Source organism: Streptomyces graminilatus (assembly GCF_001418565.1).
GTDB classification, from domain to species: domain Bacteria; phylum Actinomycetota; class Actinomycetes; order Streptomycetales; family Streptomycetaceae; genus Streptomyces; species Streptomyces graminilatus.
Window position 1 is genome coordinate 49,794 of record NZ_LIQQ01000027.1, and the last position, 22,308, is coordinate 72,101.

31 protein-coding genes, 2 tRNA genes and 3 pseudogenes are annotated in these 22,308 nt (G+C 64.6%); 15 read left to right on the top strand and 21 right to left on the bottom strand.

What is annotated here, in order from left to right:
- The 9 genes from AOK08_RS03405 to AOK08_RS03435 form a co-directional block, all read right to left on the bottom strand.
- Positions 1–348, bottom strand: coding sequence for a hypothetical protein (locus AOK08_RS03405; RefSeq protein ID WP_055523484.1), 348 nt, complete (start codon positions 346–348; stop codon positions 1–3).
- A complete protein-coding gene (locus AOK08_RS03410) occupies positions 348–584 on the bottom strand; it encodes a hypothetical protein (RefSeq protein WP_055523486.1) in 237 nt (78 codons plus the stop codon). Before AOK08_RS03410 ends, AOK08_RS03405 begins: the two co-directional genes overlap by 1 nt.
- A complete protein-coding gene (locus AOK08_RS45480) occupies positions 584–748 on the bottom strand; it encodes a hypothetical protein (protein ID WP_157876545.1) in 165 nt (54 codons plus the stop codon). The genes AOK08_RS03410 and AOK08_RS45480 overlap by 1 nt, the downstream gene beginning before the upstream one ends.
- A gap of 278 nt (positions 749–1,026) precedes the next feature.
- On the bottom strand, positions 1,027–1,326 hold the full coding sequence (locus AOK08_RS03415; RefSeq protein WP_055523488.1) for a hypothetical protein: 300 nt from the start codon (positions 1,324–1,326) through the stop codon (positions 1,027–1,029).
- Between the two features lie 70 nt (positions 1,327–1,396).
- Positions 1,397–1,621, bottom strand: coding sequence for a hypothetical protein (locus AOK08_RS03420; RefSeq protein ID WP_157876546.1), 225 nt, complete (start codon positions 1,619–1,621; stop codon positions 1,397–1,399).
- Positions 1,622–1,718: 97 nt separating this feature from the next.
- On the bottom strand, positions 1,719–1,943 hold the full coding sequence (locus AOK08_RS03425) for a hypothetical protein (protein WP_055523491.1): 225 nt from the start codon (positions 1,941–1,943) through the stop codon (positions 1,719–1,721).
- A gap of 26 nt (positions 1,944–1,969) precedes the next feature.
- Positions 1,970–2,281: a hypothetical protein gene (locus AOK08_RS03430; protein WP_157876547.1), complete on the bottom strand. Its 312-nt coding sequence runs from the start codon at positions 2,279–2,281 to the stop codon at positions 1,970–1,972.
- Between the two features lie 1,942 nt (positions 2,282–4,223).
- Complete coding sequence (locus AOK08_RS42670; protein WP_079053792.1) at positions 4,224–4,580, bottom strand: histone-like nucleoid-structuring protein Lsr2; 357 nt, start codon at positions 4,578–4,580, stop codon at positions 4,224–4,226.
- An 89-nt stretch (positions 4,581–4,669) separates the two neighbouring features.
- Positions 4,670–5,854: a helix-turn-helix domain-containing protein gene (locus AOK08_RS03435; protein ID WP_063793997.1), complete on the bottom strand. Its 1,185-nt coding sequence runs from the start codon at positions 5,852–5,854 to the stop codon at positions 4,670–4,672.
- A gap of 136 nt (positions 5,855–5,990) precedes the next feature.
- Between AOK08_RS03435 and AOK08_RS03440 the strand changes: the two genes are divergently transcribed.
- The 6 genes from AOK08_RS03440 (at position 5,991) to AOK08_RS03450 (ending at position 8,471) form a co-directional block, all read left to right on the top strand.
- Positions 5,991–6,359: a hypothetical protein gene (locus AOK08_RS03440; protein ID WP_055523496.1), complete on the top strand. Its 369-nt coding sequence runs from the start codon at positions 5,991–5,993 to the stop codon at positions 6,357–6,359.
- Complete coding sequence (locus AOK08_RS42675; protein ID WP_079053793.1) at positions 6,356–6,595, top strand: DUF7848 domain-containing protein; 240 nt, start codon at positions 6,356–6,358, stop codon at positions 6,593–6,595. Before AOK08_RS03440 ends, AOK08_RS42675 begins: the two co-directional genes overlap by 4 nt.
- Before the next feature lie 342 nt (positions 6,596–6,937).
- Positions 6,938–7,240, top strand: coding sequence for a hypothetical protein (locus AOK08_RS45485; RefSeq protein WP_157876548.1), 303 nt, complete (start codon positions 6,938–6,940; stop codon positions 7,238–7,240).
- Positions 7,241–7,348: 108 nt separating this feature from the next.
- Positions 7,349–7,445: transfer RNA gene (locus AOK08_RS45490), tRNA-OTHER, on the top strand.
- 54 nt (positions 7,446–7,499) lie between these two features.
- Entirely contained in the window at positions 7,500–7,946 is a 447-nt protein-coding gene (locus AOK08_RS03445; protein WP_157876549.1) for a glycine-rich domain-containing protein, read from the top strand.
- A 69-nt stretch (positions 7,947–8,015) separates the two neighbouring features.
- Positions 8,016–8,471, top strand: coding sequence for a hypothetical protein (locus AOK08_RS03450; protein ID WP_157876550.1), 456 nt, complete (start codon positions 8,016–8,018; stop codon positions 8,469–8,471).
- 99 nt (positions 8,472–8,570) lie between these two features.
- On the opposite strand, the gene AOK08_RS03455 is transcribed toward AOK08_RS03450, so the two are convergent.
- The 5 genes and pseudogenes from AOK08_RS03455 to AOK08_RS03475 form a co-directional block, all read right to left on the bottom strand.
- Positions 8,571–9,368: a hypothetical protein gene (locus AOK08_RS03455; RefSeq protein WP_157876551.1), complete on the bottom strand. Its 798-nt coding sequence runs from the start codon at positions 9,366–9,368 to the stop codon at positions 8,571–8,573.
- A 31-nt stretch (positions 9,369–9,399) separates the two neighbouring features.
- The gene (locus AOK08_RS03460; RefSeq protein ID WP_157876552.1) at positions 9,400–10,266 is read right to left on the bottom strand and encodes a helix-turn-helix domain-containing protein; all 867 of its coding nucleotides are present in this window, start codon (positions 10,264–10,266) and stop codon (positions 9,400–9,402) included.
- 330 nt (positions 10,267–10,596) lie between these two features.
- Positions 10,597–10,803: pseudogene (locus tag AOK08_RS03465) on the bottom strand (phosphoribosyltransferase); the annotation flags it as partial.
- A 5-nt stretch (positions 10,804–10,808) separates the two neighbouring features.
- Positions 10,809–11,384, bottom strand: coding sequence for a dCTP deaminase (dcd, locus tag AOK08_RS03470; protein WP_055523505.1), 576 nt, complete (start codon positions 11,382–11,384; stop codon positions 10,809–10,811).
- Between the two features lie 94 nt (positions 11,385–11,478).
- Positions 11,479–11,667 carry a hypothetical protein gene (locus tag AOK08_RS03475; protein ID WP_055523558.1) on the bottom strand — a complete coding sequence of 63 codons (189 nt, stop codon included), beginning with the start codon at positions 11,665–11,667 and terminating at the stop codon, positions 11,479–11,481.
- Positions 11,668–12,019: 352 nt separating this feature from the next.
- On the opposite strand from AOK08_RS03475, the gene AOK08_RS03480 reads away from it, so the two are divergent.
- The 9 genes from AOK08_RS03480 to AOK08_RS03520 all read left to right on the top strand — a co-directional run bounded on the left by AOK08_RS03480 (position 12,020) and on the right by AOK08_RS03520 (position 16,633).
- Positions 12,020–12,093, top strand: a tRNA-Gly gene (locus AOK08_RS03480).
- Between the two features lie 181 nt (positions 12,094–12,274).
- Complete coding sequence (locus AOK08_RS03485; RefSeq protein WP_055523506.1) at positions 12,275–12,505, top strand: hypothetical protein; 231 nt, start codon at positions 12,275–12,277, stop codon at positions 12,503–12,505.
- Positions 12,483–12,995, top strand: coding sequence for a DUF6879 family protein (locus AOK08_RS03490; RefSeq protein ID WP_198539096.1), 513 nt, complete (start codon positions 12,483–12,485; stop codon positions 12,993–12,995). Before AOK08_RS03485 ends, AOK08_RS03490 begins: the two co-directional genes overlap by 23 nt.
- 27 nt (positions 12,996–13,022) lie before the next feature.
- Positions 13,023–13,868: a helix-turn-helix domain-containing protein gene (locus AOK08_RS03495; RefSeq protein WP_055523507.1), complete on the top strand. Its 846-nt coding sequence runs from the start codon at positions 13,023–13,025 to the stop codon at positions 13,866–13,868.
- Between the two features lie 106 nt (positions 13,869–13,974).
- Positions 13,975–14,355 (top strand): hypothetical protein, encoded by a 381-nt coding sequence (locus tag AOK08_RS03500; protein ID WP_107100853.1) that lies wholly within the window; start codon positions 13,975–13,977, stop codon positions 14,353–14,355.
- On the top strand, positions 14,352–14,735 hold the full coding sequence (locus AOK08_RS03505) for a cysteine peptidase family C39 domain-containing protein (RefSeq protein WP_055523509.1): 384 nt from the start codon (positions 14,352–14,354) through the stop codon (positions 14,733–14,735). The genes AOK08_RS03500 and AOK08_RS03505 overlap by 4 nt, the downstream gene beginning before the upstream one ends.
- A complete protein-coding gene (locus AOK08_RS03510) occupies positions 14,735–15,097 on the top strand; it encodes a glutamate ligase domain-containing protein (protein ID WP_107100851.1) in 363 nt (120 codons plus the stop codon). The genes AOK08_RS03505 and AOK08_RS03510 overlap by 1 nt, the downstream gene beginning before the upstream one ends.
- A gap of 106 nt (positions 15,098–15,203) precedes the next feature.
- Complete coding sequence (locus AOK08_RS03515; protein ID WP_055523511.1) at positions 15,204–15,425, top strand: hypothetical protein; 222 nt, start codon at positions 15,204–15,206, stop codon at positions 15,423–15,425.
- Between the two features lie 38 nt (positions 15,426–15,463).
- The gene (locus AOK08_RS03520; protein ID WP_055523513.1) at positions 15,464–16,633 is read left to right on the top strand and encodes a hypothetical protein; all 1,170 of its coding nucleotides are present in this window, start codon (positions 15,464–15,466) and stop codon (positions 16,631–16,633) included.
- Positions 16,634–16,733: 100 nt separating this feature from the next.
- Here the strand turns inward: AOK08_RS03520 and AOK08_RS03525 are convergent, their stop codons facing one another.
- The 7 genes and pseudogenes from AOK08_RS03525 to AOK08_RS03555 form a co-directional block, all read right to left on the bottom strand.
- Positions 16,734–17,093, bottom strand: coding sequence for a transposase (locus AOK08_RS03525; protein ID WP_241826809.1), 360 nt, complete (start codon positions 17,091–17,093; stop codon positions 16,734–16,736).
- A gap of 34 nt (positions 17,094–17,127) precedes the next feature.
- Positions 17,128–18,189, bottom strand: coding sequence for a ParA family protein (locus AOK08_RS03530; protein ID WP_079053794.1), 1,062 nt, complete (start codon positions 18,187–18,189; stop codon positions 17,128–17,130).
- Between the two features lie 250 nt (positions 18,190–18,439).
- Positions 18,440–18,850: a PIN domain-containing protein gene (locus AOK08_RS03535; protein WP_055523517.1), complete on the bottom strand. Its 411-nt coding sequence runs from the start codon at positions 18,848–18,850 to the stop codon at positions 18,440–18,442.
- The gene (locus AOK08_RS03540; protein ID WP_198539097.1) at positions 18,847–19,068 is read right to left on the bottom strand and encodes a type II toxin-antitoxin system VapB family antitoxin; all 222 of its coding nucleotides are present in this window, start codon (positions 19,066–19,068) and stop codon (positions 18,847–18,849) included. The genes AOK08_RS03535 and AOK08_RS03540 overlap by 4 nt, the downstream gene beginning before the upstream one ends.
- Positions 19,069–19,527: 459 nt before the next feature.
- Positions 19,528–20,032: pseudogene (locus AOK08_RS03545) on the bottom strand (UTRA domain-containing protein); the annotation flags it as partial.
- 75 nt (positions 20,033–20,107) lie between these two features.
- Positions 20,108–21,634, bottom strand: coding sequence for an SDR family oxidoreductase (locus AOK08_RS03550; protein ID WP_422125719.1), 1,527 nt, complete (start codon positions 21,632–21,634; stop codon positions 20,108–20,110).
- 389 nt (positions 21,635–22,023) lie between these two features.
- Positions 22,024–22,278 (bottom strand): annotated as a pseudogene (locus tag AOK08_RS03555) (tyrosine-type recombinase/integrase); the annotation flags it as partial.
- Between the last annotated feature and the right edge of the window lie 30 nt (positions 22,279–22,308).

Here is a 22,308-nt window from a genome sequence, read left to right on the forward strand (position 1 = left end):
TCAGAGGGGACGAACGTCGACTACGCCGAACTTCTTGGCGGCATAGGCTTCCATCACGGTGAACATGAATCGCAACTCCGTGTCCCCGAGGTCGATTACGTCGATCTCCTCCCACGTGGACGGTGTACCACCCTGCGAGTTGTCCCAGTTGTTGAACCAGTAGGTTCCCTCGTCGATCATCCGAGAGACGCGGATGATCGAACGCTCATGCTCTCGCCACTGGAGTTGGTACTGCTCGCCACCTTCCTGGCTCTCCCAGACGTGAAGCGAGTTGTAGCCGTAATTCCCGCCGCGGATGGCGAGCGGGTAGGCGTAGGGCTTGCTTTCCGGCTTGTTCTTACGAGGCATCACGTTGCCCCTTTCACTGGGTAGGTGTTCTGGATGATCAGCTCCCATGCCTCATTCAGCTCGGACGTGGTGTCGTACTTGCGCAGCCAGACGTTCCCCTGAGAGTCCTCGGTGAGGATCACGGCTTCGAGCTGGTAGAGCCCGAACCAGGCCGGCCCCTCAACGCTGTCGCCTACCTCCTGCTCGGGCTGGAGGTAATAAAGTTCTTCGGCCTCGGGCGTTTCGAACTTGGACATCAGCGCCCCTTCGCGGCGGGCTGGCAGGTACGGGTGAAGGTCGCGAGCTGGGCATCGGTGATCAGCCCCGTTTCTCGCCACTCGGCGAGGAAATCGGTTTGCCCCTTGATCACAGGGACAGCGGAATTTCCTCGGTTTCCCTTTTCGAGTTCGGCCTTACGCATGAAACCGCCTTTCTCTCAGAGGCCAGCCGCGCTCTATCAACTCCGCGGGGAATCCAAGGTGTCCGGCCCGCTTGCGGTTGACTAGCCGAATGGCTTCCCAGTCCGTTGGCACCTTCGTCACGAGGCGCAAGATCTCGTCCTTGAAGACGGCCATCTCTGCGCACTCACCGTGATTCGGTCCGTCGAAGCTGCACACAATGCGCCAATTCGGATTGACGATGAACTGGCAGCCACACGGCCAGGAATTCCACCCGAGCCGCAGTTCTTTGGGCTCCATCTCAAGCCGTCCATTCCGCACGGCAGGTCACGCACTCAAAGCCGCCAGCGACCAGACGCTTTGCGCAGGACAGGCACGGGCCGACATAGGCAAGCGCCTTGCGCTCGTACTCGGCCTTGCTGATGGCGTCTATGTGCGCCGCCCAAATCGGCTTCGTGGCCTGGCACTCCCAGCACATGTATCCGCCGCAGGTCTTGCGCGTCTCGCGCTTGCAGAGCCAACAGGGCTCGTCACGTCTCTGCATCAGGTAGGCCGCCAACTCGTCTTCTTCGCGAGTCGACGGCAGGAAGAAAACAGGCATGGATGTCCTCTCAACTCGACAGGCTCGCAGGTACTTTGGCCTACCTACGAGCCGATCACCGACTCAACTTTTACGGCATGAAGAAGCGTGCCGGGTCTGCCGGACCGAACAGGCCCGACCCGTCGAGCTGCCATTCGAACCATGACATCTGGTCACGCTCGAACAGGACGTCGCTGATCATTCGAGCAGCGATCTTGTGCCACTCCACATCACCCTGCGACATGGCCGTGTAGTCCTCGCAGAGCTGAAGAGTGGTCCTCTTGCGCAAGTGCTCAACAAGGAGTTGCGCGTTCACGTGCTGTGCCATATCGACCTTTCACACACACCGGTATCGCTCGGACGCTTACCGGATTCCACCGCGCCCCGAAGGGCGCGATAGGACCCGCCAAGTGTCAGACCGGGTTGAGGACACACGTGGCAGGGTTCTCGATCTGCTGCTGATACGTGCTGAGATAGACGGCCGGCGGGGAGGGTGCGACCCGCGAACGGACCTCGAAGCCTCTCGCCATCCAGTCCTGTGCGAGCGTCCCGGCCTCGTCGCCGCGGACAGTGTCAACCTCGCGCCAGACCGAAAACTCTTCGTCGAGCACGGACACGCGAATCCAGATGTTGAGCATGGGGAGTCCTCCGTAGCGGTAGCGAGTCAGCGGGTCTCGACGAGCCAGGAACATGCGGGCGTGAACCCCTGGTCGCAGTCGTCTTGCTTGCTGTCCCTGAAGCCGTCGTTGAAGGTGTCCACGTAGGCCACATTTCCGGCCTGGTCGACGACGAAGGACATCCCGCGCCCGTTGCCCTGCTTGCCCGCGTCCCAGTAACAGTTCACCGACTCCTCGGACTTGCACGGCTGGAGCTGGGGAGCTGTGGCGTCCCCGTAGATCGCACCGCCCGTGAACGCGGCAGCGGCCAGCACCAGAGCCGACAGGGTCATTCCACGCTTGCGCATGTTGGGTCTCACTTTCCAAAACTCCTCACCGACTCAACTTTTAGGACAGGGCTATGCACAGGGCTTGACCACGATGCGGGCCCGCAGCCCGCGAGTGATCGGACGCGCAGCCATCGTGCCGCGCTTCTTGGACTTGCGCTTATTGGGCAGTCGCTCACCCGGTCGACCCCACACGTCCGCCCCGTGAGCGCGCGTGGTATTGATCGAAGCCATCGAATCCCCTCCGGACATGAACCAAGCGCACTGAGCGAATTCTCAGTGCGCATGGAGCCACTTCCGACTTGGGGCCGCCCGTCCAGCTTTCCGAGCGGCATCACGTACGGCGCATCATCGTTGTGCGCCTGATTGGGTTACCCGTCCCTGCTCGCGCTCCCGCTACGTACCTCCGACGTAGCCTCACTGCGCATTGGTCATTGCGTCACGCCCCACAAGGGCGGCTCAAAGGTTCCTTAGGTAACCCGCTGGTTTTCCGGCCACGGGCAGAGTTGCTAGTCCTGCCCGTGCCTTCGTGTGGTGTGTGTCTTCCCCTACGCTTTCCGCTTAGCGTGCCACTTTGGCCAGCACGCTTCCGGCCGCCCTAGATGCGCCGTCATTGCACACACCTAAAAACGGGTTCTCGCCCTCAGGATCGTTCGCCGAAGCGCACTTCTCCCCACACGGTCGTCTCGATTACGGGCGGTTGCTAGTCGCCCGACGCGAGATCCCTCTATTCAGTTCACAAGTAGCCAGGGGTCCCTTTGCGCGGCCTATCGGCCAGCACCCTCCACACGTTCCTGTGTGGAGGAGCCGCGCACCCTCACCCGCCGGTGTGGGTGCGGCCCGCATGTAAGCGGGGTCGCTCCGGTCCCCTGCCCGAACACTTGGGATGCGAGCCCATGTGATCGAGCGGGTGTCGCGCCCTGCGCCCCGTGTGTCCGGGCCGCGTTCGGCGACAGGCAGAACACTCCACGAATTCCGTCACCGACTCAACTTTTGCCGCACAGAGAGGGTGGGTGGACACAATTAATTAATTCAGACATCAAGGCATGGATCGCCCAGGATCAATTCGGGCAATGCAGGCTAGATAGGGGCGAATGTCTGTGATGGGCGTCACATATAGGGGTGCTCACAAATACCCGCAACATGGACACGTCTAGACCAATTCTAGATAGTGGTCTAGCCCAATATGGAGTGGTGGTTTAGACCAGTGCGTTATGAGCCTGTTACTGAAAACGGCTGTTTGTAATCATCTTGCGCACCCAAGCGTTATTAATTCGTGTCCGAATGCAGAGCGACCGCGCGCATTGGATTCCCCACAATGCGGGTCAATTCAGACACTTACCCAATCTAACAATTCGCTATTCGCATTAGCAGGTCTAAACCATTTACTATTTGCGATTCACGAATGCGTGGGTGCGAATTAGTTTGCTATTCACTGATGCATGCTTTGCATTACACGCTGAATATCTGAGTGCCAGTCAGGGATGCCCCCGCATGACTGTATTCATGAATTAATTCCCCCTCGAATTCATTCATTCACTCGGCCGTTTAGGCTGAATGGGGGGTAATCCATATATACATTCAGAAAGGACCCACCGGGGGTGCTGTCCTTCCAGCGTGTACGGGTATTAATTTTTCGAAGCTCTGTGCGTCCCGTAGACGGCCGCGTAGCGAACCCTACCACACCAGGCCCCAACTGACCCCTCCCAAGCCCGTACAGCAGCTCTCAGAGGCTGGGAGGTCGGTCAACCGGCTCTGTTGCCCCCTCACTCGCCCGTCTTGAATGAATGAATTAGGTCAACAGGCGTGAGCTGAGCCTCAGTTGAGGGCTCGGGTGTCCAGACATGGCCAGATTGACACCGACATCTTTTTTGGTGGGGGTTATATGCCCTCTATGGTGCCTAACCGAGTTGCCTAGCCCCCTCCACCGGAGAGGGGGCCCGCAATTCATTCACGAATAGCTCGTATCAGGGCCTCAGCCATTGGCCTTTTCGTAGGCTTCCTTCACTGAAGCCGGAACTCGACCCCGGTCATTCACGTCGTGGCCATTTTCTTTGGCCCAGGCCCGAATCTTGGCCGTGTCCGAGGCGCCGGCCGTTCCCCCAGCTCGGCGCTTTGCCTTCGCGCCAGCAGCCGAGATGCCTCCTCGCACCCGCCGAGCGCCCTCAGCGCTCAAGTAGGGCTTCAGAAGCTCCAGCAGGGCGTCATGACTCTCCGTGGAGAGGTCAATTTCGACCCCAGCCCCGTCGATGAGGATGGTGTGAGTACCGATCTCCTCAGACTCTTCGCCTGTGAGATCGTCCGAGTAAGTGATAACAGTCTTCTGGGCCATGCCCAGATTGTAGGGCCAACCGGGACCCTCTTTAGCACCCAAAGAGGCCCTGGCTTGACGGCCAGGGCCTCTCAGTGACAGCTCACACGCTAATCAGCCAGGCCAGCCCTCTTGGCCATCTTCATCAGCTGGGGACGCGCCCTCTGGTGTAGCACGAAGAGCACTCGGATTACCTCTCTGGACATGGGATGGACCTCGGCCATCTGAGGTGCGATCAGGAAGGCTTTCTCAAGCGCCTCTTCCGCGCCGGCATAGTCCTTCGTGTCGAGCCGGGCCCGAGCGATGTCGATGAACATGCGGCCCAGTCGGCTCGGCGTCAGTGTCGAGGGCGGAGTGGCTAGGAGAGGCTCCCCCATCTCGGCAGCGCGGTCCGGGTTCCCCATCTCGATGTGTGCTGCCAGCTCGTACAGAGCCGTGTTCTCCTGTCCAAAGGTCAAGTTGTGCCTGAGAACATCGTTCGGGATTCCGAGGGCGTACTTTTTGGCCCTCGCAAGGTGGTCCGCGGTGGCCTGCTTGTCCTTGTGTCGAGAGGCGAGGACGATCCCTCGAAGGTGCAGGGAGCCAAGGGAGAGCGCTCGGGCAGGCGTATCGCTCGAAGACGCGCTCTCGTACTTGCTGATGGCCCTCTCCACGATGGCAAGACCATCGTCGTACTGTCCGGCTGACTGGTAGGTGCCGGCCTCATTCCAGGCCGCTGCGACTTCGGCCTCCGGGTTCCAGGTCTGCTGGGCCGCCCATGCCTGCCGAGACACGATCATGTCGGCAAGGTCCGGTTGCGCAAGCCGATGAGCCGCTGCGTAGGCGCAGCCGTAGACATCAGCCACCTGAGTCCAGGCGCCAGCCTCTCCAGACGCGGCGGTGAGGGCAGTCGAAGTGACTTGGTCCAGGAGCTTCGGGAGCATCCCGAGCAGTTCCAGGTACTTGGCCCCCGCCCGCAGGTTCATGGCCTTCTCCACGTCGGCCGCCAACTGCGCCGGGTCGGGTACGTCTTCCTTCGGCAGCGTGTACCGCCGCACCGAGCCACGGAGGTCGTTGAGAAGGTCAGCTTGTTCGGATGGCCCCAGGAACGGCTGACCGTAGATGCGCTGGGTGGGGACCTTCATGGCCTTTGCCAAGGCCGCAACCAGCGGCGGCGTAACTGGCCGCGTGCCTACCTCGATCTTGCTGAGGTAGGACACAGAGATACCAGCCATGCGGGCGAGCTTGCTCTGCCCGAGTCCTCGTGCCTTGCGCAGTACGGCGATGTTCGAGCCGGGTGCGGGGGTGCTCTCCATGCGCCCACTGTCGCACGCGGGCCGATATACGCACCGTCAGATTCATTGCCTGCGTGGCCCGTTGTGCAAGGTTTGTGTTAACTGATCTTGGTCTCCGGCGGTTGTCTAGTAATCAGGCAACCAAGGGAGAAGCGCGGTGGCGAGCGTGACCAAGGAACCTCAGGCGAGCGTCGACAGCATGCCCATCGACACGGTGACCATCCTTGCCATTGCTGACCAGGCGTTAGCCATGAGCCTGAGCACGTCGACCCGAGAGGATATCGACCTCAGGACGACTCGCCTCATCGGCTGCTTGGGACTGCTGCTCGCCGAAGACCTGGGGGCGGAGCAGGACGAGGACGTCCTCAAGCTGTTCCAGATGGTGTACAAGCACCTGGACCTGCCGGGCCGGCCGAGTAGATCGACGCCAACGTTCGCGGCATTCGAGTATATGACCGACACCGCGACCTTCACCAAGGCAGTACTGAAAGCGTACGCGAAGAAGAACGAGATCAGCCTCCCATGAGTCCCACTAGAGTCTTCCGCTTCGTGAACTACACAACCAGGCGCGACCCTGGCGGGGCTCTGACATGGGCTGCTGTCTGCGTCACCGGAGAGTCCGCCGACTGTGGCGCGGCGTCCCCGGAGAACGCCGACGAAGAAACGGCGAACCGGTGGATGGTCGAGCACACAGCCCAGACCCGGCACCAACGGTTCCAGCGCACCTTCAACGACTTCGCGATCGTGGAGCCGAAAGCGTGACGGCCCAGACCTGGGCTGTAGGTCTCTGCTGGCTCTGCCGGCGCGCAGAGTCCGTGACCTTCATCGGCCCCATAACCGTTAACGGCGTCACCGCACCCGGCTACGCATGCCAAGGATGCTGCGACTGGTCTCGTGAGTACGTCGCGACCTGGGCCCAGCAGCACGACATACGAGCCGCTTCATGACACCGTCCAGCGATCGAGAGGCTCCAAGATGACATTCCGATGTCCGGCCACGATCCAGGTCGATGACAGTGTCCGAGCTAACGCAGCGAAGATCCCTACGCCCCATGGCTCGGTCGATTGGACGTTGTCCACGGACCTTCAGTGTCTGGTCGAAGACGTGCCCCACGATTTCCACGCCGCCTTCCTCCGTACCGGCTCTCGCACCGAACCGGATTCAGATGTGTTCTTGTGCTGGAAGGAAGGCTCCTCGGCGCAGAGCTTGGCAGATCTTGAATGCTGCTTTAACCGGCGTTTCGAGTTGGGCACGGGGTGCACGATCTTCAAGAACCATCCCGGACGGTGCGATTGGGCATACATCGACCCTGAAGTCGTAGCCGTTCAGGCGCAGGCTGATCAGCTCGTCGAGGAGCTGGATTTGTCGCCGATCTGGCGTGACGCATTGAGACCCGAAACCCCCTGAAATCCCGCCCTGCTGGTCGACTTCCGATGGTCTCCCACGTCTATCGAGGACCCCAGCAGGGCGGGGCTGAACCTCGCCTCACGAGGAACACCCGCACTAGATCCCCATCCCCTTGTAGCTCAAGCGGTAGAGCGCTGTTGACTTGTCGCTTTAGTCGAACGGCCACGTCCAACAGAGGTTCCGGGTTCGATCCCCGGCAAGGGGACTGCTCGCCCTGGGCGAGCGGCAAGGCACCACAACTCTGACCAGAGGAGTGAGTATGTCTGCACCTGTCATCGAGCGAGTGTCGGCAAGGACACTCGTCGAACCGGCGTTCTTCACACGGCTCAGCCGCCGTGTGGCCACGGTCAACGGCCTGGGTCAAGAGGAGGCGGAGCGGGTCACGGATCAGGCTCTCGCCTATCTCGCGGCCAGCGCGCTGAAGGGGCCCGACGTCGGGGCCTTCGGCCCGAGTCCGGCCGTGGACAAGGGCGTGCACGCCTTCCTGGAGTACACCCGTCAGTATGACCACTTCTTCGCGTCACGTGGTTGGAAGAAAGTGCACCACAACCCCACGGACGTGCCCGGCCGGGAATACGAGCCCGCTGCGGTACTCATCCCGCGCACGCTGCGAGGGATCGAGTCGGCCGGGTTCGTGATCGACCCCGAGCTGTGGGCGGCTGACAAGGCCGAGTGCAACGAGCTTCCGTGCGGGGATCACGGCTGAGCCGAGATCACTGTCTGACGTCGGTCCCCGCCCTACTGTGGGCGGGGACCGGCTGCGTTAGGAGAGAAGATGGCCCAGACCCTCACTGGAACCGGACGAGTGACGATCTTCCCGTTCTTACATGACTGGAGCACCGGTTCCCGGTGCGTTCTCGCATACTCAACAACGGACGGGGGCCTAACTGCTGTCATGGGGGTCATCCCCATCGAAGGCAACGTGTTCGAACCGGGGGACCTCTTCGCCCTGGCCGGAAGGCACGGCTTCGTCGGCGAGTGGAAGGGCGACCACAAGCAGCGGTGCGGCTGCTGGCTCGCCTGCACCGGCTACAGCTCGCGGACCGTGAGAAAGCCAGGCACCATCGATGTGCCTAACGCCCCGTGGGCAGTCGATATGGCGTCAACGGTCGTGATGGACAGCTCGTACTACGGCCACAAGTCGGTGTTCGCCGGCCGCTTCAGCTCCGTCGACCAAGATCTGATGACACAGGCCCGTGCACTCGTCCCGGTACCTGTACCTGCTGCATGAATGAATTACCCTCGGCCTGGCCGAGGGGACCATCCGAGTCCCGGAGGTCAGAGAACCCCCCCACTGACCCTGTGGGGGGGTTCTCTGCTTTCCGGCCTGTTATGCGCTCAGAGGCAGCATGCCGGCCGTCAACTGAGGTTCGGCAGGCCTATGGCGGTAGTAGGTGGCTTGAGAGATGCCAACGCTCTTGCAGACGTTCTCAACAGTCGCCTTCTCTCCCTTCGCAGCGAGAGCCTTTCGGGCCTGGTCGATCCGCTGAGTGAGAGCCAGCGTCCGAGGCTGGGCCTCCTCCTCCCTGAGAGAGTCGTCCAGGACCCCAGTGACTTTCGCGGCTGCCGCAGACAACTCCTCTGCGGTGTCGGCAGCTCTCACCACCTCGACAAGGACCGCACCAGCACGAGAGACCAGAGCCGCGCTCTCTGAGGCAACGAGAGCCGTCGTGAGGCTCTTGATCGTCTCTCGGGCCTCAGTCAGTTCCTCAGAGGCAGAACGGACCTCGGATGGAGTCTCAGCCATGTGAATGAGGTGGGCGATCACGAGAGGCGGAATGCAGGAGACAGCCACCACCAGGGCCGCGGAAGTCCCCATGTAGCTCTGCTCGATCAGGTGAGAGATCGACTGGGCAGACATCGCGAGAACGAGAGCCAGCACACCGCCAATGAGAGCTGTCCTCTCGCCGGACAGCCGCATCTTGCGGCGGTACCACGAGATGGCACCAGCCGCGAGGGCGTACACCGAGAGGCAGACCGGCATGGCGGGGGCATACCTCTCACTCCACCCAGCGGTGCGAGCTAGGGCCACTTCTCCGGGGATGGAGAGGTATAGCGCTGCGAGTACAGCGGCGGGGATGGCGACGTACAGGACTGCCTTGATGTACCAGGGCACAGCTCTAGACATGAGTGTCCTCTCAAATGTGCTTGGGGGGGAGTTAGACGCCGAGGAACGAGGCGGCGCGGCCCATCTCGTCCTTGCAGTTGCGGCAGACGCCGCCGTGGTGGCCGAGAGGGAAGATCACCGCACAGACCTCGCAGGCAACCCGCTCAACGGGCTTGGAGGTCTGCTGATGACGGACAGACCTCTCCGGGGTGAAGTGCTTCAGCCGGTGAGAGATCAGACCTGCAACCGAGTCGATCGGACCAGGGAGGGCAGCGGTGAGGCACTTAAGGATCTCGTCGCTTCGGTAGTCCTCGCGCAGCCACGGCACGACCTTGGGGGCCAGGCGGGCAATCTCCTGGTCCGTGAGAGGCAGGCTCTTGTGCAGGCTCAGCCGCTCAAGGATGCGGCGCCCTTCACGGGCCATCTCGCGATCGATCTTGTGCAGGAAGGCGGCTTCTCCCTCCCCGCCCTTCTCGGGGCTTTGGGGTGTGAGCGGAGCCAGGTCCTGAGCATCGCTCGGGGGTGGGGTGATGTCTTTCTTGCTCTTCGTCTTTCTCCCTATGGGAGAGGCGCCGACGGCCCGACCACTCGCCACACCGGCCGCCGGGAACCGGTCAGTCGGAGCTTCAGGGGTATCCGTGACAGTCGTGATGGTGACCCACCGGCCAGTCTCCGGGTCCTGCACCTTGGCGCGCTTGACGTAGCCAGCCTCGATCAGCTCGTTCATGGCTTTCGAGACAGAACGCCGGCCGTTGGAGACCTGCGCGGCGATCCTGTCGACCGTCGCCCCGGCGCCATCAGGCAAGGAGAGCAAACGCGTCAGCAGGCCCACGGCCTCAAGAGAGAGGATGCCGTGACGTGCGATTGTGTTGGGTATCTGGACATAGCCAGATGAGCGATTGGTACGCTTGACCTGCATCGAAGACCTAGACCTCTTCGGTTGCACTGACCCCCGCGAGGTACCAGCCTCAAGGGGGTCGCTTATGGGTGATGTAGTTGAGTGGGTGACGGTTGAGTGGGTGAGGACCGTAGCATGATCGACCGGCCTCCGGTCAACCCCCTACCGCGCCTCCTGTCCCCTGATGTGCCGCACTGGACCGTCGCGGGCTCCCTCCGCAGACTCAGCAGAATCTCAGCAGAGCAACCATCACGCACTACATCCAAGAGGCACGAACGAGCACAACAAAAAGGCCCTGACCAGGGCGTTTGACCAGGTCAGAGCCTCGTGCTATTAACGGCCCGATTAAACCTCGACGTTCACCAGGTGGATGTTCTTGCACTCAAGCGCGTACGCGAGACCGCCCGCGACGAACACACCACCGCGCGCGATGCTGAGGACGACATCGGGCTCGTACCCGTCGTCGGCGATGGTCTGTGCGAGCTCACGGACGGCGAGACCGAACTGCTCGTAGGAGAGGTTCTCCCGTATGACTGCCGGGTCTGCCGGGTCTGCCATGTCCGTCATACCTGCGTCCGGTGGAAGTTGAGGAAGGACCGGGAGGCGGTGGGGCCGCGCTGCCCCTGGTACCGGGAGCCGTACCGCTCGCTGCCGTACGGGAACTCGGCCGACGAGCTGAGCTGGAACAGACACAACTGCCCGATCTTCATACCGGGCCAGAGCTTGATGGGCAGCGTCGCGAGGTTGGAGAGTTCGAGCGTCACGTGCCCGGAGAACCCGGGGTCGATGAACCCTGCGGTGGAGTGGGTGACGAGCCCGAGCCGCCCGAGCGAGCTCTTGCCCTCAAGCCGGGAGGCAAGGTTGTCGGGAAGAGTGATGACTTCATACGTGGAGGCGAGCACGAACTCCCCGGGGTGGAGGATGAACGGCTCGTCGCCCTCGGGCTCGACGAGCCGCGTGAGGTCGGACTGCTCGATCGACGGGTCGATGTGGGGGTAGCGGTGGTTCTCGAACACCCGGAAGAAGCGGTCGAGGCGCACGTCGACGCTCGACGGCTGCACCATGGATTCGTCGTAGGGATCGATCCGTACTCGCCCGGAGTCGATCTCGGCCCGGATGTCCTTGTCTGAGAGAAGCACGCCCCGAGGATACGCAAGACGCGCGAACCCGACACCACCGGCCGGTTCCGCGCGCCTGCCACTCCCTCTACCTACTCCACTTGGTGCTTCTACTTCACTTGGTGCTGGTGCTCCGCTGCTGTTCCAACTGCTGCTCCAACGTCACTGGCACCACACTGCGGAGCCGCGCGCAGCGCGGACACCGGACCAGCCGGCCGGGGCCGAGCCGCTCGGCCTGCTGCATCGGGAACGAAGCGGTGCTGAACACGTGCCCTTCGGCACAACGGACGACGGTGCGCTCGATCAAGTCCTCAGAGTCCCTTCCCCAAGAGCCGTCGCCGGTCACTGTCGAGACCGACGAGGAAAGCCACATTACGGGACGAAAAGGGCCACCCCTCAGGCGGCACTCCGATCCCGCCCAGCCCCTCTTCCGCGCCCCCACCGTACGCCCCAACTCCGGCCACCCGCAGCCGGGTCGCGCCGCGAAAACGCGTCCGATCCGGGTTCGGCCGGGGCATGGTTCGCGCCCGTTTTCCACCTGGAACACCCTCGGAATCCCCCGGAAACGGGAGCAGGCCCCACGGCTTCGAGACCGGGGGCCTGGCGTACGGTAGAGTGACTGAGCGTTCGGACATCGGTTCAGACCGGCGTCTTACGCGGGTGTAGTTTAGTGGTAGAACATCAGCTTCCCAAGCTGAGAGTGCGAGTTCGATTCTCGTCACCCGCTCCATATTGAAACCCCAGGTCAGTGGCCTGGGGTTTATTTATTGTCTAGTCCAATCCTGGGCAGCGCGCCCTCCGCGCGGTCAGCTTCCTCACCCCTGGCAAGTTTCGGCAAGTTCCTCGCTCCCCGGCTCCGTCGCGGGCAAGCTCTGGCACAGCGATCGTTACCGGCATTCGAGGAGGACATCATGGCCCTGCGTAAGCTCGGTAAGGACCCGGAGAGTCCCAGCGGCGGCTCCCCCACCATCTACCTCGACGAGGAGAAGGACAGCTACCTCGTTCAGGGGCTGAAGGTGGAGAACATCGAGCGCCTCGGGCAGATGGACATCCCCGGTCATGAATCGGTGGTGGAGATCCCCCGGCGCATGGTGCAGTTCTTCCTGGAGGTGAAGAAGGTTGACGAGGACCCCGACGTTTGAGGAGTTGTTCCGCGACTGCCAGCGGACGGCCGTCCATCTGGAGATGCGAGACGCCTACATGAAGTCGGACCCGGCGTTCGTCGACTGGAAGGCCGGCGCAACGCTCGACCCGGCCGAGCGCTGGGGCGACTGGCTCAGCCTCGCCACGGAGGCGACTTCGCGAGGCGTCGAAGTGCGCCGGGCGCGTGTCGTCTCGACGCCCGTCAGTGAGTACATCCGCTTCGAGTACGACGTGACGGACGGCCTCAACATCGCCGCCGGCGAGGACGTGCACTGGCTCTCCCGACGAAACGCAACGGGCCTCGCTCTCCCGGGCAACGACTTCTGGCTCTTCGACTCCAGCCTCGTTCTCGTCAACCACTTCGATGGCGAGGGCGAGAACATGGAGATGGAACTCACGGAGGACCCCGAGGTCGCGAAGCTGTGCGAGTCGGCCTTCGAGGCCGTGTGGGCGCGAGCAACACCCCACGCAGAGTTCCAGCCGGACTGACAACTCGAACAGCATCAACCCAACGACATGACGTCGCCCTCTTCGAGCGTTCAAGAAGCCCGCAGGGCCCTGGGGAAACGCCTGAGCGAAATCCGGCTCGAAGCCGGGCTCACCAAGCGGGCGTTGGCCACCAGTCTCGGCTGGCACGAGTCGAAGTGTTCGCGGTTCGAGAGCGGCACCCGCCCGCCCTCGGAGCGCGACCTTCGTGCGTGGGCCGCTGCTTGCGGCGCACAGAGCGTGGCCGAGGATCTCGTCTCGACGGCCCGTGGCATCGAAGGCATGTACGTCGAGTGGCGCCGGATGGAGCGCACCGGCCTGAAGCAGGCCCAGGAGTCCGTACTCCCCCTCTGGGAACGCACCCAGCGCTTCCGTATCTACTCGCCGTGGCTGATTCCCGGCCCCGTGCAGACGGGCTCGTACATCACCGCGCTCCTCACCTCTATTCGCGACCGTCGCGGCCTCATCGATGACGTGCCGGCGGCTGTCAGGGTGCGCGTGGAGAAGCAGCAGATCGTGTACGGCAACCACACGTTCGCGATCCTCCTGGAAGAGGGAGCGCTCCGAAAGCGCATAGGCGGCACTGAGGTGATGGCCGGTCAACTCGGCTACCTGCTCAGCGTTATGGCGCTGCCCTCGGTGAGCATCGGCATCATTCCCGAGGACGCCGACCGTTCAAGCCTCTGGCCTGTCGAGGGGTTCTTCCTGTACGACGACCACACGGTCCACGTCGAACTCGTCTCAGCCCACTTGGCTGTGACGCAGAAGCACGAACTTGCCATGTATGCCCAGACGTTCACGGATCTGGCCGAACTTGCCGTCTACGGCCCGGCAGCTCGCGAACTCATCACAGCAGCCATCGACTCCCTGGGGTGAATGCCGGGCAAGTTCCGGCACACTCGTAGAGCCTCGACCACCGCCCTTTCTAGCGTTATCGGCACGGCTGGAACACGTGCGCTGAAGGGGCGAAGTGGTGATCACTGTGGCAAGTAGTGTCAAGGCGTCGAGAGCAACCGACAGCGCGGGAGCCGAAGTTCTCCCGGTCGACGTCGAGACGATTCCGGAGAGCACCGAGGCTGCCCTAGCAATGCAGATGGCCACCTCGACCCGCAAGGACATGGACGTGTCCACGCCGGAGATCATCGGGCACCTCAACCTTCTCCTCGGCGAGGATCTGGGAGCGGACGAGGACAACGACGTTCGGGAGCTGTTCCGCAAGGCGTACCGGCTCCTCGACCTGAAGAATCGTCCGACCGCAGAGACTCCGGCATTCGGCACCTTCATCTACCTCCGGGATGCCGCCGACCTCACGCGAAGGCTCCTGTGGGTCTACACCCAGCGCCACGGGCTCGGTGCCCCGTGAGTGTCACGGAACTGCTGAAACTCGCGGTCAAGCACGAGGTTCTGACCCCGCGTGGAGCGCTCCACACGGGGATCGCGAGCCTGGCCACCGACCTCGGCGTCCCTGCGAGCGCCAAGCCCGTGCCGGTCGAAGACCTGCTCGCCCGCCTCAATGACGCGCCCGTCATCGTGTCCGTCACCGAGCAGTTCCCGGACGACGGCCGTTCCGGAGGACACCTCGTCATCCTTCGCGGCTACGAGGACGGTCCCGACCCCACCATCTTCATCCGGGACCCATCGGCCTGGGGCCAGACGCACGATCGAATCCCCCTGACCCGCCTGTCCCCTTCCTACACCGGCCGCGCGATCACCTTCGCGCCCCTGAACAACGGAGAGTCCTGATGCCCGAGGCAGACGGCGACACGACCGAGGCCGCAGGCGGCCGGAGGATCGCCGTACTCGGAGAGATGCTGGAACTGGGCGACGAAGCCGTCGAAGCGCACCGGGAGGTCGGCCGCATGGCGGCCGAGAACGGCGTCGATCTCGTCGTCGCGGTCGGCGACGCTCTCGCCAAGCAACTCGCCCTCGCGGCGGGAGCTGCAGGCGTACCGGACGTCGCGGTGGTCGGCGACAACAACACCGCCGCCGCCTATCTGACCTCCATCCTCCGCCCCGGCGACGTCGTTCTCGTGAAGGCATCCCGCGGTGGCCAGCTCTGGCAGATCGCCCAAGCACTCACCGGGCAGCCCGTCACGGGCCTGTGAGCGGGTCGTCGGCTTCGCTGGGCGCACCAGGACAGGGCCGGGTCGAGAAACTCGATTCGATCCCAGACCCGAAAGGCCGTCCGAGCACTCGTAGATACTGGCCGACATGGCAGAAACCTCCGATCCGCAGCTGGACGTCACATACCGAGCGCCGGTCGGCTCCGTCGACCTCAAGGCGTTCGACGACAACGGCAACTCGTACGAGATCCATGCCTGCCACGACTGTCTGCCGTGGCACGCGGAAGTCGTGGTCGTTGCCGGGAAAGTCCTCGTCAGGGAGTGGCATGCCGTCGGGTGTCCACAGTTCCAGGAACTCATCCGAGACTGAGACGGGAATTCATGACTCAGGGCCGGGACACATCCCCGATGGGTGATGATGTTGCGGTGAGTCTGGACCTGAGTAACTACGAACTCCTCTGGCCCGCACCGCTGTTCGTGTCCGAGGGGGAGCGCGTGCTCCGGTCCACGGGCTCCTGGCAGGCCCGGGCGACATGGCTCATGACGGAGGCCCTGGCCGGTACAACCGCAGTGGCCGACTTCGAGGACCTGCCCGACCACACCGCGCCAACAGCCGATCCATGGGCAACCACCGCCACCGGCTGGGGCGCCAAACGGACAGTGATGGATCAGCACGACTGGTTCACGGAGCTCATCAACCGGGGGACCGAGCTCAGGCACGCGGCCACGCCCCGGCCGTACTGGCCGCAGCGCCGCGGCACCGGGCTCGCCCACGACGGGAGTACGGCGCGAGACACTCGGCGTGACTTCGCGCGGCTCATCGGCGAGTTCTCCGACAACGGCTACCTGGTTGAGGTGTTCGGCGAGGAATGCGTCGATGATCACAGCGAGTTGCCCGACGCTTCCGAGGTGATCGGAAGGCGCCTGGGCATCCCGGATCTATGGCCTCTGGCGCCGGAGACGTGGGACGAACTTGCCTTCTACGGGCTGATAGAGGTGTTCCACGACCTCGTAAGCCGGCCCCGCATTCGGCACTACCACTCCTACAGCGGTTGCGGATGGCACCACTCGGAGTTCCACAACGGCCCAGCACGCGTCCTGTACCAGTGGAAGGTCAACCAGCTGCTGCGCGAGGCCGACATCGAGTACGAACTCGCCGCGGAAGGCGAGGATCTCGGGCGTCTGGTCGCCGTCACTGACGATGCTCGCAGCCAACTGGTACACCGCGCTCTCAACGACAGCCCGCCCGACACAACCGCCAGCGTTCGCCACGCCATCGCGCTCTTCCGAGGGCGTGATACGTCGGCTGAGAGCAAGAGATCGGCGATCTTCAACCTCGCCCGCATCCTTGAGGAACGTCGTGCCCTGATCAAAGAGCACCTCCATAAAAAGGACGAAGGCGCCCTGTTCCAGATCGCCAACAGCTTCGATCTGCGACACAGCAATGCCAGTCAGCAACGCGAGTACGACGAAGCGTTCCTCGACTGGATCTTCTGGTGGTACCTGGCCACGGTGGAGCTGACCAACCGACTCATCGCCTCCCGCGGCCTGGAGGTAGAAACTGACCGCCCCTTCTAAGTGACTGTCCGAGTTACTCAGCCCGCGCAGCAACCCTTGGGACAACTCGGCCTAAGCGACCGGGCGTTCCTCCCCGAGCTGTACCTTGCCACCCTCGCCGTTAGCAGCACCGAAATGACTTCGGCCGCCGCGCCGGCCTGACACACCCAGGATGCCGGGGTGTGAGTGCGAGGCCCAGTAGCCGGTCGGCGCGGTCGCCTTCGGCGAGTCGGTCACGGAAGGCGGACAGGACGCTGTGGTGGAAGCCGGGATCGTCCAGGTCCAGTCCGAGTGCGTACGTGAAGTCGATTCGGCAGCGCACCGCCTCGGCGGCCTGGTGGTCGGAGAGGTTCATCGCGTACTGCAGCACGCAGAAGGTGGCGAGCTGGGCGGGTGAGAGCCCAGGGCGGCCGTCACGCGGGGACCAGGCGGTGAAGTCCTCGTCACTCCAGAGGCCGTCGAGGCGGTCACGGATCCACATCGCGGTGGTGCCCTTGGGGTTGGCATTACACCAGTCAATCCGGGCAGTAGTCGCACCCACACTCGTTGAGATACGGGAACGCCCACATGCGCCTCATCACCTCCCGGTAGTCCACGGAGGCCACCGAGTCGGGTAGGAGGATCGGCAGGGGGACCTGGTCCTCGTAGATCTTCTCGGCGTCTGCCGAGTACCGGATGTAGGGCAGCAGCACCGAGCTGTACATCGCCTCCACTGTGGGCGTGGCGCGACGGGCTGCCACCTGCTCGGGCCAGGTCGGCGGCTCCGTGCCGGTGAGGATCAAGCGCTTGAGTGTCGGCCGGCCGGGGACGGACCGGCAGCCGCGGTTCTTGTCGCGGACTCGCTCCAGTTCGTCCGTGAGCCGCTTGACCAGCTTGACGGCCTTGGGGTCGGGCTTGATCGACGCAATGACGGAGTCCTCTTCGTCCAGCATGCGCAGCACGGAGTAGGGCATCTTGCCGTAGCCCGCCGGGAAGTCCAGGTAGAAGACCATGTCGTCGCCCTCGTAGGAGCGCAGGACCTCGGCGAACCAGTCGTTGCGGTCCGCGTCCTGTGCGATGGCGAGGTCCGCGCCGGCCATGGCGGGGCTGCCGGGCACGACGCGCAGGTTCTCGATGGGCTCGAAGTCCTCTTCGGGGTCGTCGCCGTCGCCGATGCGGTAGCGGGCGGGCAGCGCGACCTCGTCCAGGGTGGCCCTGCCGTAGAGCAGGTCGATCGCGGTCTTCCTGCCCTTGAGGGCGGTCTCGTCGTAGCCGAGGACGGTGGTCGACGACATGTTGCTGTCGAGGTCGAAGACGACGCCTGGGTAGCCGTCCAGGGCGGCGGTGACGGCCATGGACGTGGCGCTGGTGGTCTTGGTGGACCCGCCGCCTTCGATGATGTACGCCCAGATGAGGGGCCAGTTCCGGCCCTTGGGGCGGAACTGGGAGTCGACTGTGCCGTACCACCACAGAGACGACAGATCCGGGTCCAGGGTGTCCCCGCTGCCGTCCGTGTCGGTGTACAGGACCTCTTCGGGAGCCTCTTCGGGCTTGGACTTGGCGCCTTCACGCTTGAGCCGCGGGAGCTCGCCTGCCATCAGACCTCCAGGACTGCGGTGGGCACGGGGGGGCGAGACTAGCGTTTCCGGACCCTTCCCCGCCCAGAATTTGCGCTGGATACGGCGGGAGGCGGCTCGCTCCTGGATGGCGGGGTGGATCGACAACGCCGCGTTGACGCTTGGGTGTTGGCCCGGGTGTCGCGTGTTTTCCACTGGAAACGGATGCCAGCGACCAGTAGCCCCGTGTTCACAGAAGCCTTCATCCAGCACCTGCGGGCGGCAAAGCGTGTCAGGCGACGTCGTGGATGTTGTGCTCGGTGAGGTCGGACGCGTGCCGGGCGATCGTGCCGTAGTCCGCATCGTCGTGGAGGACGGCCAGACCGTGGTGAGCGGCGGTCGCGGCGATGACGAGGTCCACCGCCGAGGCGCTGCGATGCTCCCCGGCCTGCGCCATCCGGTGTTGCACCGCGCTGATCCAACGCCCTGCGTTCTTCGGCACCGCGGCGTCGGGATAAAGGTCGGAGAACATTTCCGCGATCTCGTCGTACTCGCGACGGTCCCGGGCGCTGTACAGGAACTCGGCGCGCTGCACATAGCAGGACGCGACGGCCCCGGCGTCGATCGCGTCGTACCAGGCCGATTGCAGTTTCGGCTCGCGGAGCAGCCGGACCAGGCCAGATGTGTCGAGCAGATAGATCACCGGCCGTGCTTCTCCGCCCTGTGCTGACGCTCGGCGTCCTCGACGGCACCCCACTCGCGCGCCCGCTCGAAGTGACGGCTTATGCGCGCCGCGCGCTCCTGCTGATCGGCGTAGAAGTTCAGGGCGATGTTCACCGCTTCCTTCTTGGTCCGGACATGAGCCAGCGCCATCGCGCGTTCCAGGGCGTCGTCATCGATGTCGATCTGGGTCACGGACATGCCACGCCTCCCGCGCGATCTGCGTAATGTTGGTGATGTACATAGAAGAATACGTCACCAACATTTACGGGTCCACCTGCCGGCTCCGGTGTATGCAGTCGCGACGGACCCTCCAGTTCAGGCCCAGAGACGATGCGGTCCCGTTGGTGCAGGCGCCGCGCACTGTACGATCCGACTGCCGGTCACTCCCGTGCCCACAGCGTGCCCGTAAGAGCGGACAACCACGGTCAACAACGGTGCCACCAAGAACTCGCGCCTGCTGCGGCAGAACGAACCCGCGCAGGTCAAATACCATGTACCAGCCCAAGCGCCGTCGCTTCCCGAGCTGAGAGTGCGAGTTCGATTCTCGTCACCCGCTCCAGAGAAGGGCCCAAGTCATCGACCGGGGCCTTTTGTTGCGCGCTTCGCCGCTGACGGCCTCGTCGACGATCTCGCCCGCCTACCGGTCGCGGAATGGGCTCACGTCGCCGGGAGCTGGTACGACAGCACGTTCGCGTCCGCCGACATCACGGTGTCGCAGACCTCCACGGCCCGCCCTTCGGTGTCGTACGCGGTACGGATCAGGTGGATCACGGGCACGCCGGAGGCCAGCCGCAGCGTCTTGACCTCAGCCGGCGCGGGCATCCGGGCCCGGATCTCCTCCTCGAAGTGGTCGAGCCGGTGGCCGAGTTCTTCGAGGCGGGCGTAGATGCCGCCGGGGCCAGGGTTGGGGCTCGGCGATCGCCGTTCCGCGGGCGATGTCGAGCGGGAGGTAGGAGGCGGCGAACTCGACCGGCTTCCCGTCGAGGAGATACCGGCGCCGCCGGGCGAGCACCCGACGTACCGAGCCGAGCCGGGCGGAGACGTCCTGGCTGGCCTTCTCCTCCTTGACCTCAAGGCTGTCGACCTGGGGGTGACTGCCGGCGGCGTCGGCCTCGACGATGAACGCGGAATTCCCCTGCTCTCTGTGCCGCCGTGGCTGCCGTGGCCCGGGTTGTCGTGCACCCGCAGGTCTGCGGTGAACAGGGCGACGGAGACGCGCCCGGTTCCTCGATCCCCCTCAGCGGGTGCGGGCCGGTTCAGGGGCGGCCGATTCGGCCGCGGTGGCGATGTTGCGGGCCATGCCGCCGAAGACCGCGGCGTGGAAGGGGGCCACGCCCCACCAGTAGGCGTGTCCGGCCAGACCGTGCGGATGGAACAGGGCCCGCTGCCGGTACACCGTGCGCCCCTGGGGATCCCGGTCGACGGTCATCTCCAGCCAGGCCAGGCCCGGCAGGCGCATCTCCGCGCGCAGCCGGAGCAGCCGGCCCGGCTCGATCTCCTCCACCCGCCAGAAGTCCAGGCTGTCGCCGACCCGCAGCCGGGTCGCGTCCCGGCGGCCCCGGCGCAGACCGACCCCGCCCACCAGGGTGTCCAGCCAGCCCCGCAGGAACCAGGCCGACGGCGAGGAGTACCAGCCGTTCGTACCGCCGATCCCCTCCACCACGCGCCACAGCGCCTGTGGCGACGCCGCGACCGTACGCTCGCGGTGGTCCGTGTAGAGGCTCCCGCCCGCCCAGTCGGGGTCGGTCGGCAGCGGGTCGCTGGGGGCGCGGGGAGTCGCGGCCGAGGACCATCTGGTGGCCACGTCCGCGTCCTGCACGCGCCGCAGAGCCAGCCCGATCGCCCGGTCGAGGGTGAGCGGCCCCTCCGGCGGGTCCGGCACGTATCGGACGATGTCCCGCTCGGCGCAGACCACCTCGTGTTTCAGCGACTCGACCAGCGGGCGCGCCAGAGCACCCGGCACCGGGGTGACCAGACCGACCCAGAGGCTGGACAACCGGGGGGTGAGCAGCGGAACGGGGACGATGACACGCTTGCGCAGGCCGGCGACGGCGGCGTACCGCCGCATCATCTCCTGGTACGTGACGATGTCCGGTCCGCCGATGTCGAAGGTGCGGTTCACGTCGTGAGGCAGCCGCGCGGACCCCACGAGGAGGCGGAGCACGTCGCGGACGGCGATCGGCTGGATGCGGGTGCGCACCCAACTCGGGGTCACCATCGCGGGGAGCCGCTCGGTCAGATGGCGCAGCATCTCGAACGAGGCCGAACCCGACCCGATGATCACAGCTGCCCGCAGCACGGCGGTCGGTACGCCCGAGGCCAGGAGGATGCGGCCCACTTCGGCGCGGGACCGCAGATGGGGTGAGAGTGCGTACTCGGGTACGCCGGAGGGGGTCAGCCCGCCGAGGTAGACGATCCGGCGGATTCCGGCGGCACGCGCCTGCTCACCGAAGATCCTGGCCGCGCGCCGGTCGGTCTCCTCGAAACCCCGCCCGGTGCCCAGCGCGTGCACCAGGTAGTACGCGACATCCATTCCCTCCATGGCCGCGCGCACGGACTCCTCGTCCGTCACGTCACCGCGCACGGCCTCCGCCTGCCCTGCCCACGGATGGTCCCGCAGCTTGCCGGGCGAGCGGGCCAGGCAGCGCACCGAGTACCCGGCCGCCAGCAACTCCGGCACCAGCCTGCCGCCCAGGTAACCGGTGGCGCCGGTTACCAGACAGCGCAGCGGCCGGTCGTTGTCGGTCATGCCGATCGCACGCATGCCGGTCGAGTGCACCTTGTCAGGCGACGCCCGGCGGACCTGACCGCAAGAAACGTCATGGCTCTCATTTCTTCCCGGGACGTGCCCCTCCGAGGGGCTCTGCCGCTGTTCCCCTGAGGTCATGCTTGGGGCCGAGGGCGAGCACCGCAACCTCGTCGTCGCGACGGACGCTCCGGACCAGCCCGAGAGACAATGCGGTCCGGCCGGCGCAGGCGTCGCGCGCGCGTATGGCCCGGCTGCCAGTGGCGCCCGTGCCCACAGCGTGCCCGTAAGACCCACAGCGTGCCCGTAAGAGCAGACAGCCACGGTCGACAGCGGTGTTGTCCGACCTCACGACCATCTCAGAGGGAAGGTATCTACGCAGGTCAAAGCCATAGAGTCCGCCCAAGTCAGCTTTCGGCGGCCTCCTCGCCGTGGTGCGGGGACGCGTCCTTGTGGTGTTTCGCACGCTCGGCCCGGACCAGGGCGTCGAGGCCGGCGGCCATCTCCCGCTGCCGCTCCTCGTCGGAGTGCTGGTAGATCAGCGCGGCTTTCTCGTAGGACTGCCCGGCGCGGACCGTCGCGTCTTTGAGTGTGGCGCCGGAGCGGGTCGAAAGGGTGTCTCCGGTGTGACGAAGGTCGTAGAAGCGAAAGCCGTCAGGGAGCCGACGGCGGCGTGGGCGCGACACCGATGA